The 16,404-nt window shown below is 47.5% G+C and carries 15 protein-coding genes; 14 read left to right on the top strand and 1 reads right to left on the bottom strand.

The annotated features are described in order from the left end of the window. Nucleotides 1-6: 6 nt before the first annotated feature. On the bottom strand, nt 7-1,236 hold the full coding sequence (locus tag MY7_RS13415) for a PucR family transcriptional regulator (RefSeq protein ID WP_007613465.1): 1,230 nt from the start codon (nt 1,234-1,236) through the stop codon (nt 7-9). A 315-nt stretch (nt 1,237-1,551) separates the two neighbouring features. Here MY7_RS13415 and MY7_RS13410 point away from each other — a divergent pair, with 315 nt between their 5' ends. From MY7_RS13410 to MY7_RS13345, 14 genes are all read left to right on the top strand, one after another. Then, entirely contained in the window at nt 1,552-1,845 is a 294-nt protein-coding gene (locus MY7_RS13410) for a WXG100 family type VII secretion target (RefSeq protein WP_003152013.1), read from the top strand. 75 nt (nt 1,846-1,920) lie between these two features. After that, nucleotides 1,921-2,160, top strand: a complete 240-nt coding sequence (locus tag MY7_RS13405; protein ID WP_007408690.1) for an EsaB/YukD family protein — start codon at nt 1,921-1,923, stop codon at nt 2,158-2,160. A 14-nt stretch (nt 2,161-2,174) separates the two neighbouring features. Next, nucleotides 2,175-3,461: a type VII secretion protein EssB gene (gene essB / locus MY7_RS13400; RefSeq protein ID WP_007613457.1), complete on the top strand. Its 1,287-nt coding sequence runs from the start codon at nt 2,175-2,177 to the stop codon at nt 3,459-3,461. 54 nt (nt 3,462-3,515) lie between these two features. After that, complete coding sequence (gene essC / locus MY7_RS13395; protein ID WP_007613456.1) at nt 3,516-7,991, top strand: type VII secretion protein EssC; 4,476 nt, start codon at nt 3,516-3,518, stop codon at nt 7,989-7,991. Further along, nucleotides 7,988-11,104 carry a type VII secretion protein EsaA gene (esaA, locus tag MY7_RS13390; RefSeq protein ID WP_007613455.1) on the top strand — a complete coding sequence of 1,039 codons (3,117 nt, stop codon included), beginning with the start codon at nt 7,988-7,990 and terminating at the stop codon, nt 11,102-11,104. The genes essC and esaA overlap by 4 nt, the downstream gene beginning before the upstream one ends. Nucleotides 11,105-11,111: 7 nt before the next feature. Next, nucleotides 11,112-11,585, top strand: a complete 474-nt coding sequence (gene essA, locus MY7_RS13385) for a type VII secretion protein EssA (RefSeq protein WP_029326016.1) — start codon at nt 11,112-11,114, stop codon at nt 11,583-11,585. A gap of 60 nt (nt 11,586-11,645) precedes the next feature. Next, nucleotides 11,646-12,377 (top strand): (S)-benzoin forming benzil reductase, encoded by a 732-nt coding sequence (locus tag MY7_RS13380; protein WP_007613452.1) that lies wholly within the window; start codon nt 11,646-11,648, stop codon nt 12,375-12,377. A 164-nt stretch (nt 12,378-12,541) separates the two neighbouring features. Further along, a complete protein-coding gene (locus MY7_RS13375) occupies nt 12,542-13,072 on the top strand; it encodes an HD domain-containing protein (protein ID WP_007613450.1) in 531 nt (176 codons plus the stop codon). A 138-nt stretch (nt 13,073-13,210) separates the two neighbouring features. Beyond that, nucleotides 13,211-13,447, top strand: a complete 237-nt coding sequence (locus MY7_RS13370; RefSeq protein ID WP_007613444.1) for a DUF2642 domain-containing protein — start codon at nt 13,211-13,213, stop codon at nt 13,445-13,447. 135 nt (nt 13,448-13,582) lie between these two features. Further along, a complete protein-coding gene (locus tag MY7_RS13365; RefSeq protein ID WP_014418769.1) occupies nt 13,583-14,689 on the top strand; it encodes an AI-2E family transporter in 1,107 nt (368 codons plus the stop codon). A gap of 61 nt (nt 14,690-14,750) precedes the next feature. After that, nucleotides 14,751-14,972, top strand: a complete 222-nt coding sequence (locus MY7_RS13360; RefSeq protein ID WP_007408682.1) for a spore germination protein — start codon at nt 14,751-14,753, stop codon at nt 14,970-14,972. A gap of 71 nt (nt 14,973-15,043) precedes the next feature. Beyond that, a complete protein-coding gene (locus tag MY7_RS13355) occupies nt 15,044-15,292 on the top strand; it encodes a YueH family protein (RefSeq protein WP_003152028.1) in 249 nt (82 codons plus the stop codon). A gap of 65 nt (nt 15,293-15,357) precedes the next feature. Beyond that, nucleotides 15,358-15,756: a YueI family protein gene (locus MY7_RS13350; RefSeq protein ID WP_007613438.1), complete on the top strand. Its 399-nt coding sequence runs from the start codon at nt 15,358-15,360 to the stop codon at nt 15,754-15,756. Between the two features lie 96 nt (nt 15,757-15,852). Further along, nucleotides 15,853-16,404 (top strand): cysteine hydrolase family protein, encoded by a 552-nt coding sequence (locus MY7_RS13345; RefSeq protein WP_003152033.1) that lies wholly within the window; start codon nt 15,853-15,855, stop codon nt 16,402-16,404.

Here is a 16,404-nt window from a genome sequence, read left to right as displayed (position 1 = left end):
GAAATTTCACGAACCCATGCTGCGAAGTTTGATATCAAGGTAAATCGTAAACTTTTCATTCACATTTTTTAAGTCGATTTCTGCGATCTGGCTGATTCTTTTCAGCCTGTAATTCAATGTATTGACATGGATGTTAAGCGCTTTAGCGGCGGTGTTGACGTTGCTGTCGGCATCAATAAAACGTTCGAGCGTTTTTACCATATCGGCTTGGTGCTCCCTGTCATACTGCTCAAGCTTTGAGAGGGAATAGTTCATATAGCCGCTGTGCTTGCGTTTTTCATCCAACACATCCAGGTACTGATAAATGCCGAGTTCCGAAAAGCTAAAAAGGTGTTTGGTTTCTCTCACAAACCGCTCTTTCGCTTTTAATACGGAAAGCGCTTCCTGATAGGAGCGGTAAACATAAGAAATCGATTCGTAAATACCGCCGACCGCAATCGACGCATCCTCAATTTTATATCGTTCCTTCAGCTGTTTTTGAATATGATGGGCGAAGTGCTTTAAATCTTTAAAAGGCTGATCGGTTTTCGGCGCGGCTAATAAGATTAATTCATTTGAATCAACAGTCGCCAGCATGACATGAATCTGCTGTGTCGTTTCCTGCAAATATTGCAGCTGCTGTTCCGTCTTTTCAGTCAGCTCATCATGTAAACGGATGATCATGACGCTGAACACGGACGGCAGCGCCATTCCGAGCTTATGAAACCCTTCGGCCATTTCGGCTTCCTGATAAATATGGCCGGTCAGCATTTTCCAAAAAAACTCCTGGCCCCGCTCTTCGATTTTCGTTTTGCGGATCTGCAGGTGCAAAAGTTTATTCCGCACCGCTTTGGCTGCCAGCTGAAGTGTTTTCAGGTCCTCGTCATTGAGCTTTTTTTTGATCTCAAGCGCCCAAATAAATCCGAGAACCTGACTGTTTTTCCAGATGGAAATCGCCACGCGGTTGCTCAGGCCCACCTCGTCAATTTCTTTCACTTTGATCGGCTGGTCCGTTTTTAAAAGGGCCGGAATGGTTCCGTCTTTCCACAGTTTGTTGATGACTTTCTCCGGCACCCTCCGCCCGATAATCGTCGACGTCCGGGCCGGATCTGTACAATCGCTGTGCGTGCTGTATGCAAGCAGTTTATGATTAACGTCTTCTATTGTAATGGGGCATTGAAGAACTTCACTGATATGGTCGGCAACATCTTCAAGCCTGTCGAAACTGTACTTAAATGGATCCTTTGGATTGGTCATCTGTATCCCTACTTTTTCATAGCTTCATATCTTGATCTTACCATCTTGCTTTTCAGACTGAAAGGCATCTTTGCAGGGAAATAGACTAGGACAATAAGATCATTCGATGAAAACGAAAATAATAAGAAAATCACACTACTATATTTACAAAATGTGTAAATATGCCGAAAAATCCAATATATCATAAGACTCATTTTGTAAAATTAAAACAGATTTGTTTGACTGTGCCGAATGGTTGTTTTTATAATAATGACGTTCAAAAAATAAGTGAATTAGCCCATATTTAGGCTGATGACACAGGAGGGTATAAGGAATATGTCTGGATTAATTCGTGTCACACCCGAAGAGCTAAGAGCGATGGCTAAGCAATATGGCGTTGAAAGTCAGGAAGTCATGAATCAGGTTGACCGCCTGAACCGCATGATTTCTGATTTGAAAGGCATGTGGGAAGGTGCTTCAAGTGAAGCATTTGCAGATCAATATGAGCAGCTGAAACCTTCATTTATTAAAATGTCTGAATTGCTTCAAGATGTGAATCATCAGCTCGATCAAACGGCAAATACGCTTGAGTCTACTGACCAAGATATCGCTAACCAAATTCGCGGATAATAAGATGAATGAAGAAACGGAGCGCCTGATTCAATCAAGAAGACGGCGCTCTTTCTATGTAAGGGTGATATGAATATGTATATCGATATTACAATAGATTTAACACATTATAACGGCAGCGTCTTCGATCTCAGATTGTCAGATTACCATTCTGTGAAAAAAGTCATCGATATTGCCCGGCAGGCTCAGCATGTATCCGTTCCGCCGCGTGAAGGCTATTGGATCAGAGTGGTCAATAAAGAAGCGGTTTTTTCCGGAGAACAAAAGCTATCTGACTGCGGCATTACGAACGGAGACCGCCTTGAAATTTTATGAAAGGACATGGTGGAATGACAGGTCATAACAGATCTTATTTAGAAACAGAATTAGACGCCGTCCGGGAAGAAACCGAATCAGGCTTCACGTTCACCTTCCAGCGGGAAAAAATCAAGCTTCTTGACGGGCTGGAAGCAAACGTGATTAAAGATGCTGATCCTTTTTTTCAAAAAGAGGTCTCAGTTTCAGAAGACGAAGTAACCATCACAATCAAACCTCCTTCTTCTTATCAGGCTTTCCGCTATATAAAAGGAAAAGATAAAAAAAGCAGGTGGCAATTTGCCTACCGTCTCGTCCAAGCCGTGAAACAGCATAAGCTGAAACGTCTCAATCTGATTGCCGCCCCTGAAAATATCGTGTTTGATAAAGCGCTGACGCCTTACTTTCTTCATTACGGCGTAAAGGAGAGCCTTCCGCCTTATGAGGAAGATAGAGAAAGGGTGTTAAAAGAGCTTAAAGTCTGTGCGGCGCTTGCAGCTGACGGGGCGTACACCTTCGATGAATATTTGAAGTACAAGGAGACGCTTCACTTCTCTCCTGAGGTGAAAAGCGTGCTAGAGGCGGAGACGATTGAAGAACTGGAAGAAACCATTCAAACCGCAATTGATTCCCTCGAAGAAAGGGACAAGACATACATAAAACTGCCGAAAAAGAAATGGAAAATCCAAAGATACGCCGGTCTGGCGCTTGCCGTCCTCCTTGTGCCGACACTTCTTTACTCCTTATACGTTCTATTTTTCGCCCAGCCGAAGCAAGAGGCAATTACAGAAAGCAACCGCTATTTTTTAAATCAGCAGTACAGCAAAGTCATTGATACACTCGCTAAATACGATGCAGAAAGCCTCCCGGAATCTGTCCAGTACGAGCTTGCTTCCTCTTATGTAGCAGTTGAAAATCTGAGGGAAGAGCAGCGGAAAAACATCGGGAATCTGGTGACGCTGCAATCAGACCCGAAGCACTTCCTTTATTGGATTGATATCGGCAGAGGGGAAAATGAAGAAGCCATCAAAATCGGCCGCAATCTTGAGTACAACCCGTACATCTGGCTCGGACTTACAAAATATAAACAGCAATTATTAGCGGATGACAGTATGAAAGACGACGAAAAGCAGAAAGAACTGGACGCCGTGGAAAGCGAGCTTGCGAAGGCGAAAAAAGAGGCGGAGGAGCAGCATAAAGAAGCGGAGGAAAACGGTGACACCGCCGAAGCTTCCGCCGGACAGGATGAAAGCAGACAAGACAAAGCGAAAGATAACAAAGAGAACGACAAGAAAGATGAGAAAAAAGATGAAAAAAAATAACAGCACACATCAAATGGCCGCAGGTAACGATCAGGCTGTCAGGAGGTTCGCCATATGAGTCTGTTATGGGTCTTTTACCGAGAGCACGTACAAAAGATTCAGCTGTCTGAACTCCCGCCGTCTCAGCCGATTACGATCGGTCCGGATATGAAAGATACTATCACGGTCGGCACACTTCCGTTACGGCAAAACGCCGCAACCCTTTATCGAAAAGAAACAGATCGTTATGATGTTTTCCTGGGAAATAACTGTGCCGGCGAATTGACAATAGGAAATGAAATGCCCTGCCAGATTGAAGAAGAGACGATGCGGCTTCTGCTCACTCCTGACAAAGAAGAATCCTCCGTTTATTTTATCGGCGGGAAGGATGAGATCGTTTTCTCATCGGAAACAGAGGAAGCGGATATATACAAAGAGCCGTCCTCCGCTCAAACAGGGGCTTTTTATCTGCGAAAGTCGGGAGGATGCTGGTCTGTCGTCCCTGATGGCCAGGACGTTTATGTGAACGGAAAGCTTGCAGAAGCTCCCGAAAGTCTCCGTACGGGAGATGAGCTGCTGTGGAATTTTCTGCGTGTGAGGCTGACGGAGGACGACCTTTTAGAAGTCGTTCATCACGAAAAGCTTCAAACCGGTTTAACCAAAACGGTAAAACCAAGCACCGAAATGAAAAAGAAATACCCGCAATATCGAAGAACGCCGCGCATGGTCTACGATCTTCCAGAAGACCGCGTTTCATTCAGCTTTCCTTCGCAGGAAAGCGAACAGAATAACCGGGGGCTGTGGCTCGTCATTCTGCCTCCTTTGGTCATGCTGATTGTAATGGGGGTTGTCGCCATTATACAGCCGAGGGGCATATTCATCCTTGTCTCTTTGGCGATGTTTATGATGACTCTCATTACGTCAACCGTGCAGTATTTCCGTGAAAAAAACCAGCGGAAAAAACGGGAGGAAAAACGGGAGCGTGTGTACAAGCAGTATTTGGAAAGCAAACGGAAAGAGCTTCAGACGCTGTCGGAAAAACAGCTGCAAGTGCTGACGCATCATTTTCCCCCGTTTGAAAAAATGAAATATTTAACTTCTGAAATCAGCGGCCGCATTTGGGAGAAATCGCTGGAAAGCAGGGATTTTCTGATGCTTCGGCTCGGAACGGGCACGGTCCCGGCAAGCTACGAGATTTCAATGAGCGGCGGAGACCTGGCGAACCGTGATGTGGATGACTTGATGGAGCAGTCGCAGCACATGCAGCGTGTGTATAAAGATATCCGCCATGCGCCCGTGACCGTTGATTTACAAGAAGGGCCGATGGGGCTTGTCGGGAAACCTCAGATCGTCAAAAATGAAATTCACCAGCTGATCGGCCAGCTCGCGTTCTTCAACAGCTACCATGACCTGCGATTTGTCTTTATCTTTCATGAGGACGAATATAAGGAATGGGAATGGATGAAGTGGCTGCCGCAATTTCAGCTGCCTCATATGTATGCGAAAGGATTTATTTACAATGAACAGACCCGTGATCAATTGTTATCGTCCATTTACGAGCTGCTGCGGGAGCGGGATTTGGAAGAAGATAAAGAAAAAAAGATCTTTCAGCCGCATTTTGTCTTTGTCATCACAAATCAGCAGCTGATCGCAGAGCACGTCATTTTAGAATACATCGAAGGCCGGCATGAGCATCTCGGCATCTCGGCAATCATCGCCGCGGAAACGAAGGAAAGCCTGGCGGAAAACATTCACACCCTCGTCCGCTACATTAATGAAGATGAGGGAGACATTCTCATTCAGCAGAAAAAAGCGGTGCAGATCCCGTTTAAGCTGGACAGGCACGAACGGAAAAACAACGAGCGGTTTTCCCGGACGCTTCGGACATTGCACCATCAGGTCGGAATGACGAATTCCATTCCTGAAACGGTCTCATTTCTGGAGCTGTTTCATGCGAAGGAAGTAAAAGAAATCGGCATCAGGCAGAAGTGGGAGACAAGTGAGTCTGCAAAATCGCTGGCTGTTCCGATCGGCTATAAAGGAAAAGACGACATTGTCTATTTAAACCTGCATGAAAAAGCGCACGGGCCGCACGGATTGCTGGCGGGAACGACCGGCTCCGGGAAAAGTGAATTTCTGCAAACGTACATCCTGTCATTGGCCGTTCATTTCCACCCGCATGAAGCGGCGTTTTTGCTGATTGACTATAAGGGCGGAGGAATGGCCCAGCCGTTCCGCAAGATGCCGCACCTTCTCGGGACCATCACGAATATTGAAGGAAGCAGAAACTTCAGTATCAGGGCGCTTGCATCCATTAAAAGCGAACTGAAAAAACGGCAGCGGCTGTTCGATCAATATCGCGTCAATCACATCAATGACTATACAAAGCTGTATAAACAGGGAGAAACGGATATTCCGATGCCGCACCTGTTTTTGATTTCAGATGAATTCGCCGAGCTGAAAAGCGAAGAGCCTGACTTTATCAGGGAGCTTGTCAGCGCGGCCCGCATCGGACGGAGCCTTGGTGTGCATTTAATTCTCGCCACGCAAAAGCCGGGCGGCATCATTGACGACCAAATATGGAGCAACTCACGCTTTAAGGTCGCGCTGAAAGTGCAGGATGCAAGTGACAGTAAAGAAATCCTGAAAAACAGTGATGCGGCGAATATTACGGTCACCGGACGCGGCTACTTGCAAGTCGGAAATAACGAAGTGTATGAGCAGTTCCAGTCTGCCTGGAGCGGCGCCCCTTACATGGAAGATGTATACGGCACCGAGGATGACATTGCCATCGTTACCGACACCGGCTTAATTCCGCTGTCTGAGGTGGACGCGGATGATGCGGCGAAAAAAGACGCCCCGGCAGAAATAGAAGCCGTAGTCGAAGAAATCGAGCGGATTCAAAATGAAATGGGCATTGAAAAGCTGCCGAGCCCGTGGCTTCCGCCGCTTGCCGAACGTATCCCGCGCACGCTTTACCCTGCGCAGGAAAAAGACCGCTTCTTCATCGCCTGCGTTGATGAGCCTGATCAGCAAAGACAGGCGCCTCTCGCTTATACGATGATGGATGACGGCAACATCGGCATTTTCGGCTCATCCGGCTACGGCAAGTCAGTGGCTGCCATCACCTTCTTGATGAACTTCGCGGAAGGATACACACCGGAAGAGCTTCATATGTACATCTTTGATTTCGGAAACGGCACGCTTTTGCCATTGGCAAAGCTTCCGCACACCGCAGACTATTTCTTAATGGATCAAATGAGAAAGATCGAAAAATTCATGATCCGCATCAAGGAAGAAATCGAGCGGCGGAAACGGCTGTTCAGAGAAAAAGAAGTCAGCCATATCAAAATGTATAATTCGCTCAGTGAAGAAGAGCTGCCGTTTATATTTATCACAATTGACAATTTCGACATCGTAAAAGATGAAATGCATGAATTAGAAACGGAATTTATCCAGATTTCACGCGACGGGCAAAGCTTAGGCATTTACTTCCTGCTGACCGCAACGAGGGTAAACGCCGTCCGCCAGTCGCTGTTAAACAACATAAAAACGAAAGTCGTCCATTATTTAATGGATCAGTCAGAAGGATACTCCATTTACGGGCGTCCGCCGTTCAGTCTCGAACCGATCCCGGGCCGCGTCATGATCCAAAAAGAAGAACTGTATTTCGCGCAAATGTTTCTTCCGGCTGAAGCGGAAAATGACCTCGAGATGTTCCAGGCGCTGAAAGATGATGTCAAAGCTTTAGCTGAGCGCCACGCCGGAACAGCCGGCCCAGACCCGATTCCGATGCTTCCGGATAGGCTGACGGCCGGCGAATTTTCACTCCGTCTCGGCCCGGATCAAGAACCGTTCCGCATTCCTGTCGGGCTTCATGAGGAAAAGGTCAGCCCTGTGTACTTTGATCTGGGCAAAAATAAGCATTGCCTTATTTTGGGCCAGACACAGCGTGGAAAAACAAACATCCTGAAAGTGATGCTGAATCACCTGCTGCGTGAAGGTACGGAACGGGTCGGGCTGTTTGACTCGATTGACCGCGGACTGTCGCAGTATGCGCAGGAAACAAAGGTCAGCTATCTGGATACAAAAGAAGACGTCCAGCAGTGGATCGAAACGGCAGAAGCCATTTTCACGGAGCGCGAAGCTCAGTATGCGCAGGCCGTCAAAAATGGCGATGTGCACAAACTCAGTTTCTCTCCGGTCGTGTTAATGGCCGACGGCATTACAAGATTCCAGCAGACGATCGACACCGCCATTCAGGACAAGCTGGCGATGTTTATGAAATCGTACGCGCATGTGGGCTTCAGTTTTATCCCGGCGGGCAATCACAGCGAATTCTCAAAAGGCTATGATTCCTTAACGACGGAAATGAAACAGATCCGCCACGCGATGCTGCTTGTGAAAAAATCCGAACAAAATGTCATCCCGCTGCCTTATCAAAGGCAGGAACCGGACATTCAGCCGGGCTTCGGCTATTTGGTTGAAAACGGGAAGGAGCAAAAAATCCAAATACCTTTATGTTCAGCGGAAAGGGAGGCCGTCAGATGACTGAACAACGAAAAAGCCTGATCAAATTAATAGCCGCGGTCGTCATCATTCTGCTGCTGCCGGTGCTGTTTTTCCGGTTTATCGGCGATGACCCGGGAAAACAAAAAATCAACGCCACCCGCCAAATCGCAGTCGTGAATGAAGACATGGGCTTACAAACAGATGAAAATGAGGAAGAGGAATCCGTCCATTTCGGCAAAGAAGTAGCGGCCGCTCTCGGCGGCCGTCCGGATTATTCATGGACGGTTGTCAACAGGAGCGCGGCTGAAAACGGTCTGGCGGCTAAGAAGTATGACGCCGTCGTTTACATTCCATCCGATTTTTCAAAAGATATCTTAAGCTATGACAAGGAGCGTCCGCAAAAAGCCACGCTGACATTCAATATTCAAAGCAACCTGAACGCCGTCAACAAAGAAAAGGTGCAGCGTGAGCTAGAAGACGCCCAAAAATCAATGAATAAAAAAATGTCGGCATTATATTGGAATTTCGTCTCACAAAAAGTGAACAATGTCCGAGGCGATTTTGACAAGATCATCAATAAAGAATCAGAGTTTCAAAACGTCATGTACAACTTTTACAAGCCGAGCTCCAATGACTTGGCAGGTGAAATCAAGCGGCAAAAAGACCTGATTGACGAACTGAAAAAATCAATGAATGAAGCGCAGGGCGCGGCAAAAGAAAAAATGACCTCGGCAGATGAAGCCAAAACTACGCTCAAAGACTTTGCCGATACGGTCGAGCGCTATAAACAATATCAAGAAAATCAGAAAAAACTGCTGATGGCCGCGCAGGAACAAAATCAAAAGCAAATCACAACCGGACTGAATGCCATTAAAGCACAGCAGGCCGCCAACCAGTTCAGCACGATGATGAGCGGGCTGTCTTCAGACATAAACCGGGCGCAGACACAGCTTGACCAGACAGGATCGGCTCTTCTTGCCGCCCAACAGGTGAGAGAAGCGCAGGTTCCTGAGCAGGAACACGGGATGGCAGATATTCAATCCAATTTACTGAACAATTTTTTGACTCAATATAAAGCTCAAGCAAGATTTGAAACACTGAACAGTATCCAAACCCTTATGAAAAGGGATCGGCAGGCATTAACCGTTCCGGAAAAGGACCCGGGGGATGACGGCTCGGATGAACCGAAAGAAGAAGAAAAACCGGAAGAAGAAAAACCCGGCGATCTGAAAATTGACCTTGACGATCAGCGTGACGAATTAAAGCGCATCTCCGCTGAAATCAATCACATTTCTGACGGATTAAAAGAACCGGAAAAAGAAAATCCGGCCCCTGAAAACCCGGGCCAAGGCGATGACGGTGAAAACTCCGGCGATACCGATCCGAATAACGGAACGAATCCCGAAGAAGACGGAAAAACGGAAGACGGCACAAAAGAAGAGCAGCCTGCTTCCGATAACACAAGCGATCAGGAGCCAAAAACCGTCCAGACCGCCACTGCCGCTAAAAACGTCACTCCGCCTGCTGATGAGCCGGCGGACGATCCAAACGATTCTGAAGGGGACGGCGGCACGGACATATCTGAGGCGAAAGAAAGGCTGAACCAAGCCGCAGAGCGCATTCAGCAAATTGAAAAAGAGCTGGAAGAGAAACAGCAGACTCATAATGAAGAACTGAAAAAACGTCTCAATGCTCTTGATGAAGAAATCCAAGGCCTTCAAGACCAGATTGATGACGTCAAAAAACGTGCAAAGAAAAAGCTAGAGGAATTGGAAGAAAAGAGAAAACAAGACTTCAATACCATTTACAGAATGATTGTAAGAACAGAACAGAACATTCTGAACTACCCGTCATTGGATGGCGGCCGCAAATCTGCTCTTGAACAGATATTTGCCGCTGACATCAATACAAAAGAAATATCCGATTTAATGAGTTACTATAATGATTTATCCCTGTATGAGGCGACACTTTATCACTCTCTTGACGCGGGCCCGCTGCCTGATGTGAAAAACAGGGTGCTGAAAGCCCAGCAAGGCGAAGTTCAAACCGTTCTCGCCATCAAACCGGTGGAAACGGCAAGCTGGGAAAACCTGAAAAACAACAAGATGCAGACAGATGAAGACATCAGCAATTTCATTAAAGGCATGACCGAATTCTCGGATAACTACAGTACCTATATCAGAGATGAACAAGCCGGAGTGCTCGATGAGCTCGCCAGCATTTCAGACAGCGCGGCGAAAGCATCCGATCAGCTGGCTGAAGGCGCTGTGCAGGAAGCGGCCGCGTTCAGCGGAGACGGATTAACCGGAACGATGGCGCTCGGCGCTCAGGATACCGTCGGCCGCGAAGTCCTGCAAATGTCTGACACGATGGGCCATCTGTCAGAACGCCAGTCCGGCATCATCAGCTATACCGACAATATGCAGCAAAGCGTAAATGACGTCCAGCAAAAAGCGGACACCTTAAACAGCAACTGGGGCAAAAACGTCGATTCCACGAAATTGATCAGAAATGACGTGTACGGCATTTTAGGGAACGCGCTCGTTGACGGACAGGAAAACGGCTACGTTTACGATTATCTCGCCAACCCGCTTAAAATCAGCGGAGAGGTGCCGGAAGACCGGGTTCAGAATGTTCCGCCGGTCGTCATTTTGGTAATCGTTCTGATCAGCAGTCTTCTGATCGGCTATTTCAGCTCGTATTATCAGCAGGCGCCGCTTCTTGTCAAAGGCGCGCTCTTTGGGATTTTAAACATTATGGTCGGATTGATGATCAGTCTGTTCGGTCTGAATATCTACTCGCTTCCGGACGATCAGACGATTAAATGGTCAGTCTTTACTATTCTCTTGCTTGCGGCGAGTTCAGCTTTTATCCGGGCAGCCTTTGTCTTCAGCTCAATCACCGGATGGATTGCATCATCCGCGCTCATTCTCTTTTATGTGGCGCCTTTGATCGACCTGATTATGCCGAACTTCACCTTTGACAGTCCGGTTTCGAAAGTCTATATCGATATTCAATACGGAACGGGCCATCTGTTTGCGATGGGGGTAACGGTTCTTGCGATCATTACGCTGATTGCGGCGGCGCTTCCGCTCGTCATTCGGCTGTTTGCGGAAAAAACGGAGGAAAGTGATCAGTCTTATGAGGCGTAACACGTTCATGGAAAAAGGATTGCTGCTGTTTGCTCTCTCCTTTTTCCTTTTCCTTCCCCAAGCCTCAGCCGCGAATGAGGAAAATACTGATGTCAAGCCGAATGAATATGAAAAGAAAGACATTGAAATTCGTACGGATTACCTGCACGACGATGCCTACTCCGAGGAAAAAACGGCGCTTCCGAAAGAACAGAAGGATATCACGTTTGATCAGCCGGCCGAAAACCCGGATGACAAACTGATATCAAAGTTGTTTACATCGTCAGACACGGAGCCGAATACGATCAAAGCGCAATCGAAAAAACTGGGTATCACATTTGCCGAGCCTGCGGTGCGGCGTACCTCGGCAGATATGGAAACGGAAGAGAAAAAGACTTCTTATCTGCTGCCTGTCATTTATGCCGTCTTGATCCTCCTCGGGATTGCGGCGATGATCTATCTGATCCCGAAAGTCACGGCGCAGGAAAAGGCAAAGCGGTAAACGAATCGCTTGTGTTTGCGGGAAGACAGCCCGTAAAATAAGAAAAAAAGGAGGAGTTTCATGCAGTTTTTTCTTATAACAGGCGCGTCAAAAGGCTTGGGCCGGGCGCTTACAGAACAGGCGCTTCAAGAAGGAGCCGAAGTCGCCGCGCTTTCAAGAACGATAAGCGGGGAAAAGCGCGAGGGGCTGACAGAATACAGTGTTGACTTAACCGATCTGGCAGATACCGGGCGGCAGATGAAGGCGATTCTTGATCAAGCAGAGGAGAAGGGGTACTCCGCCGTCACACTGATCAACAATGCCGGAATGGTTGAACCGATCAAGCGGGCGAAAGAGGCTTCCGGTGAAGAATTGAACCGTCATTACACCCTTAATCTGACGGCGCCCGTTTTGCTCAGCCAAATGTTCACAAAGCGTTTCGAAGCGTTCAGCGGCAGTAAAACAATTGTCAACATCACATCGGGCGCAGCGAAAAATCCTTATAAAGGCTGGAGCGCGTATTGCAGCTCAAAAGCGGGGCTTGATATGTTTACGAGAACATTCGGGTTTGAACAGGAAGATGAAGAACTGCCGGTCCGCATGATCTCATTCTCGCCGGGAGTGATGGATACAGACATGCAGGCTGTCATCCGTTCTTCGTCAAAAGAAGATTTCCATGACATCGAACGGTTCCGCAATCTGAAAGAAACGAAAAACCTCAGAAGTCCTGAATACATCGCCGGCATCATTCACTCACTGATCGCGGGCGAGCCGGAAAACGGACGGATATACGATATCAAAGAATTTTTGTAGAGCAGCGTTCACGCTGCTCTTTTTTGTTTGTACAATCACTTCGGGGTCCGGCGGCATATGATGAATGAAACAACGTATAAGGGGTATAAGAAATGTATCAGATGAATTGAGTTTCTTCTCGATTTATGTTAGGATTCTAAAAATATAAATAAGGAGGGGTTTCCATGAGAAATGTAACGTTAATGGATGTCTTCACCCATCCAATCGCACAAAAGTATTTACAGCGTTCCGGTGTCGCCCATGCGATTGCCTGCGCGTTTCATGCATACCGTCTTGCCGTAAAAGCAGGTGTCAGCCCGGATCTTGCGGCGAAAGCGGCTTTACTGCATGACGTCGGCCATTATGAATGGTACACAGACGGCAAATGGGATTATGAAAAGTACAGAAGAAACGATATCCATGCCATTAAAGGCGCGGAACGGGCGCATAAGCTGCTCATCCGGCTCGGTGAAGAACCGAAAGCGGCGAAGGACATTGCGCTGGCGATTCTGCTTCACACCGATTCCTATCTGCCTGAAGGCGAACTGGACAAGAATACGCTCCAGCAAATCGTGAAACAAGCGGATGAACTCGATGAAGAACCCGGCGGACATCACCATTACCGCCAAATGGATCACACGGCCGCGCTCAAACAAATCCAAAAGCTTGATCAGTTAATTGACCAAGCCCAATATCCCATAAGAAGCTCAGTCTAGGCCACCCATGCGGCCTTTTCCGCTTTACATAACTCCGCATGCTCACTAACACCTTTTCCGCTCCGATAGACGTACTGTGTCAAAGCCTTTGTCCGCTGCATATGCTGAAGGAAAACATAGTAAAGGGGATCAGCGAAAATGGCCCATCAAGGAAGCCCGCAAATCGTCTCGTTAGTGGATCCTTACGTTTATCAGACCATCCATAAGCTTATCGGCTCAAGGTTTATCATTCAAACCGTCAGACGCATTATCAGAGGACGGCTGATTGATGCCACTCCAGATCACATCGCCATTGAAGAAACGCAGGACCGTGTATTTTATATCAGAAACCGTCATGTAGTTTCCGTCATGCCTGATTATACCGAACGCGTGTAACAGCCCGAATAAGGCGCAAACCGGAGGCGGCTCTATAGAACCCCGGTGCGTCTTCTTTTTGAGATACATAGATGCACGGCGGCTTTTTTTGGTACAATCACAGTACAAGTTCACATGACAATAGGAGGAAACCGCTTGTTGAAATCAAAGGTCCATTTTTGGACGCTGCAAATTTTGCTCGTTTTGCTCATTATTTACGTATCAACGAAAGTCTCGTTTATTTTTCAGCCGTTTTTCGGTTTTATCACCACTCTGTTTTTTCCGATTTTGATCTCGGGCATTTTGTTTTTCATTTTTAATCCGATCGTGCGCCTGCTTGAGAAAAAAATCCCCCGGACATTGGCGATCCTGCTCATTTATCTCGTTTTCATCGGCCTGATTGCCTTTATGTTCACCGCCATCGGACCGATTGTGGCTTCCCAGGTCACGGGGCTGATTAACAATTTCCCTGATTACATTCATCAGATTCAAGTCTTGACGGCGCAATTATCCCATTCCAAATGGTTTACGTGGATGATGACGCAGGATTATGTGTCGATAGAAAAAATCCAGCAGTCTCTGACGGGATTTTTACAAAGCCTTCCGCAAAATATTACGGCAAGCCTGTCGGCCGTGTTCGGCGTCGTTACGAATATCACGCTTGTCGTGATCACCGTTCCGTTCATTTTGTTTTATATGCTGAAGGACGGCCGGCGGTTTCCGCTCTTGGCGGTCAAAATCCTGCCTTCTTCCTACCGGGCGGAAGGTCGGAAAATATTTAATGACTTATATGTCACATTGGCCGCCTATTTCCAAGGCCAGCTGCTGATTTGTCTCTTTGTCGGAACGGCATGCTTTATCGGATATTGGATCATCGGCCTGCAGTATGCGTTAATTCTCGGGATGGTGATCGCCGTCACCAATATCATTCCGTACCTGGGGCCGTTTCTCGGAGCGGCGCCCGCGGTGATTATCGCGTTTATGGATTCGCCGGCTAAGGCGCTGTTTGCCGTTATTGTTGTCGTTGTCGTCCAGCAGCTTGACGGGAACCTGCTTTCTCCGCTTGTGATTGGGAAACGGCTGAATACCCACCCGCTCACCATTATTCTTCTGCTTATCGGAGCGGGCAGTTTCGGCGGCATTCTCGCAATGATTCTGGCCGTGCCGGTTTACGCGGTTTTAAAAGCTTTCGTCTTAAATATCGTCCGGCTTATCAAACTTCGTCAGCGGTCAAAGCTTGAAGACAGCCGCAAGCCGAAATAAAAACGGGCACCACTCCCGATGCAGCGCATAAAATGCTGTAAATAAAAGCGGAGGTGTGGGTATGCCTGCAATTGTGGGACCGATTTATATTATGAGTTTAGCCGGAGACGCTGCGGCGAGCTTCGGTGACGTGTTTGCCATTTCTCCCAAAGCCGTTGACCACTCAGGCGCGGGGGCAGGGGCGTTTCATTCCGGAGATTTTGTCAAAGTTACTAATAAATTCAGCAAAACGCGCTTTGAAGACATCGATGTGTTTGACGAACCTGATTGGTTTAACGCGTGACAGCCTCCTTTTAGGAGGCTGTCGCTTTTTTGTAGTATAATAGAATCAGTCTTTATAAAAGGGGAATTTTTATGAAAATCAGAAAAGCGAATATTACCGTGCAGTCCGGAATGATCGGTGATGTATATCTGCATGAAAATAAAAAAGAACAGCATACCCTTGTAGCGGTTCCGGAACTTGAGTGGAGCACGATCATTTCCTATGAGGAAGAGAAAAAGGCGCTGGCGCAGCGGCTTTTACAATCGTTCAGCAAGCTGATTGAAGAAGAGCCCGCGGGAGAGCTCGCCGGCAAGATCTCCCATTGGGTGGCTGAAATGTAACGAAGCGGTTTACCGCGTCCCGTCCGGGGAGATAATTGTAAAACAAGCTGAGGAGGGACAGGCCGATGAGCGACAAAACGGTTGACCTTTATTTACAGCAGGGGATGTACGGCCCTCTGCAGACGAAACCGGATGAACGCCATTTATTTTTAGGCTCGCTCCGTGAAAGAGTCATCATTGCCCTGACGAAGGGGCAGGTGCTGCAAAAGCAGCCGTATGAAGAAGTGAAACAGGCGCTGAAAAGCCGAAAAGACGCGGTGCTCTATATAAACGGAAGGCTACCGTATCATGCTTATTCACCATATATGAAGCTTGCCGCACTTGCCGGTGTCCGAAGCTCCGTCATTTCGGACCTTCAATTCGAAACGCCGCTCGGCCTGGTTTATGCCGCCGATTATGCCGTGAACTTTGACGGCATTTACGTACAGGATGACATTTTTCAGCGCTCACTCCTGAAATCTTAAAAGGGCAAAACACCGTTTGTCATTTTACAATGCCAATTCACTTACAAGTGGAGATAGGATATAATGGTTTTCATATGAATGGCGGGGAGGCCGGCTATGAAAAAAGCATTTATATGCATTGATTATACGAATGATTTTGCAGCTGAGAACGGGGCATTAACCTGCGGAGAACCCGCGAGACAGATTGAAGATACGATTGTCAGTTTGACGCAAGCATTTATAGAAAACGGTGATTACGTTGTCTTTGCGGTAGATTCGCATGATGCAGACGATGACTTTCATCCCGAGACACGCCTGTTTCCTCCGCATAATATCAACGGCACGGAGGGCAAAGAGCTGTACGGAAGGCTATCGCCTCTTTATGAGAAACATAAACACGCAAAAAACGTAAATTATATGGAAAAAACGAGATATTCTGCTTTTGCGGGAACGGATTTAGAGCTGAAACTGCGGGAACGGCAGATCACTGAGCTGCATCTTGCGGGCCTGTGCACGGACATCTGCGTGCTTCACACGGCGGTTGACGCCTACAACAAGGGCTTTCAGATCGTCATTCATCAAAACGCTGTGGCCAGCTTTAATCCGGAAGGGCATGAATGGGCCCTGTCCCATTTTAAGAACAGCATCGGAGCGCAAGTGGCAGAGTAA

This window comes from Bacillus sp. 5B6 (genome assembly GCF_000259405.1).
Taxonomy (GTDB): Bacteria; Bacillota; Bacilli; order Bacillales; family Bacillaceae; genus Bacillus; species Bacillus velezensis.
The sequence above is the reverse complement of the archived record's forward strand: the minus strand, read 5'-3'. Positions and strand labels throughout refer to the sequence as shown.

What these genes read in the sequence shown, in the direction of transcription:
- MY7_RS13370 (WP_007613444.1), top strand. Translation starts at nt 13,211, where the DNA reads ATGGCCCATCAAGGAAGCCCGCAAATCGTCTCGTTAGTGGATCCTTAC.
- MY7_RS13355 (WP_003152028.1), top strand. Translation starts at nt 15,044, where the DNA reads ATGAAAATCAGAAAAGCGAATATTACCGTGCAGTCCGGAATGATCGGT.
- MY7_RS13375 (WP_007613450.1), top strand. Translation starts at nt 12,542, where the DNA reads ATGAGAAATGTAACGTTAATGGATGTCTTCACCCATCCAATCGCACAA.
- esaA (WP_007613455.1), top strand. Translation starts at nt 7,988, where the DNA reads ATGACTGAACAACGAAAAAGCCTGATCAAATTAATAGCCGCGGTCGTC.
- MY7_RS13405 (WP_007408690.1), top strand. Translation starts at nt 1,921, where the DNA reads ATGTATATCGATATTACAATAGATTTAACACATTATAACGGCAGCGTC.
- essA (WP_029326016.1), top strand. Translation starts at nt 11,112, where the DNA reads ATGGAAAAAGGATTGCTGCTGTTTGCTCTCTCCTTTTTCCTTTTCCTT.
- MY7_RS13360 (WP_007408682.1), top strand. Translation starts at nt 14,751, where the DNA reads ATGCCTGCAATTGTGGGACCGATTTATATTATGAGTTTAGCCGGAGAC.
- essB (WP_007613457.1), top strand. Translation starts at nt 2,175, where the DNA reads ATGACAGGTCATAACAGATCTTATTTAGAAACAGAATTAGACGCCGTC.
- MY7_RS13415 (WP_007613465.1), bottom strand. Translation starts at nt 1,236, where the DNA reads ATGACCAATCCAAAGGATCCATTTAAGTACAGTTTCGACAGGCTTGAA.
- essC (WP_007613456.1), top strand. Translation starts at nt 3,516, where the DNA reads ATGAGTCTGTTATGGGTCTTTTACCGAGAGCACGTACAAAAGATTCAG.
- MY7_RS13345 (WP_003152033.1), top strand. Translation starts at nt 15,853, where the DNA reads ATGAAAAAAGCATTTATATGCATTGATTATACGAATGATTTTGCAGCT.
- MY7_RS13350 (WP_007613438.1), top strand. Translation starts at nt 15,358, where the DNA reads ATGAGCGACAAAACGGTTGACCTTTATTTACAGCAGGGGATGTACGGC.
- MY7_RS13410 (WP_003152013.1), top strand. Translation starts at nt 1,552, where the DNA reads ATGTCTGGATTAATTCGTGTCACACCCGAAGAGCTAAGAGCGATGGCT.
- MY7_RS13380 (WP_007613452.1), top strand. Translation starts at nt 11,646, where the DNA reads ATGCAGTTTTTTCTTATAACAGGCGCGTCAAAAGGCTTGGGCCGGGCG.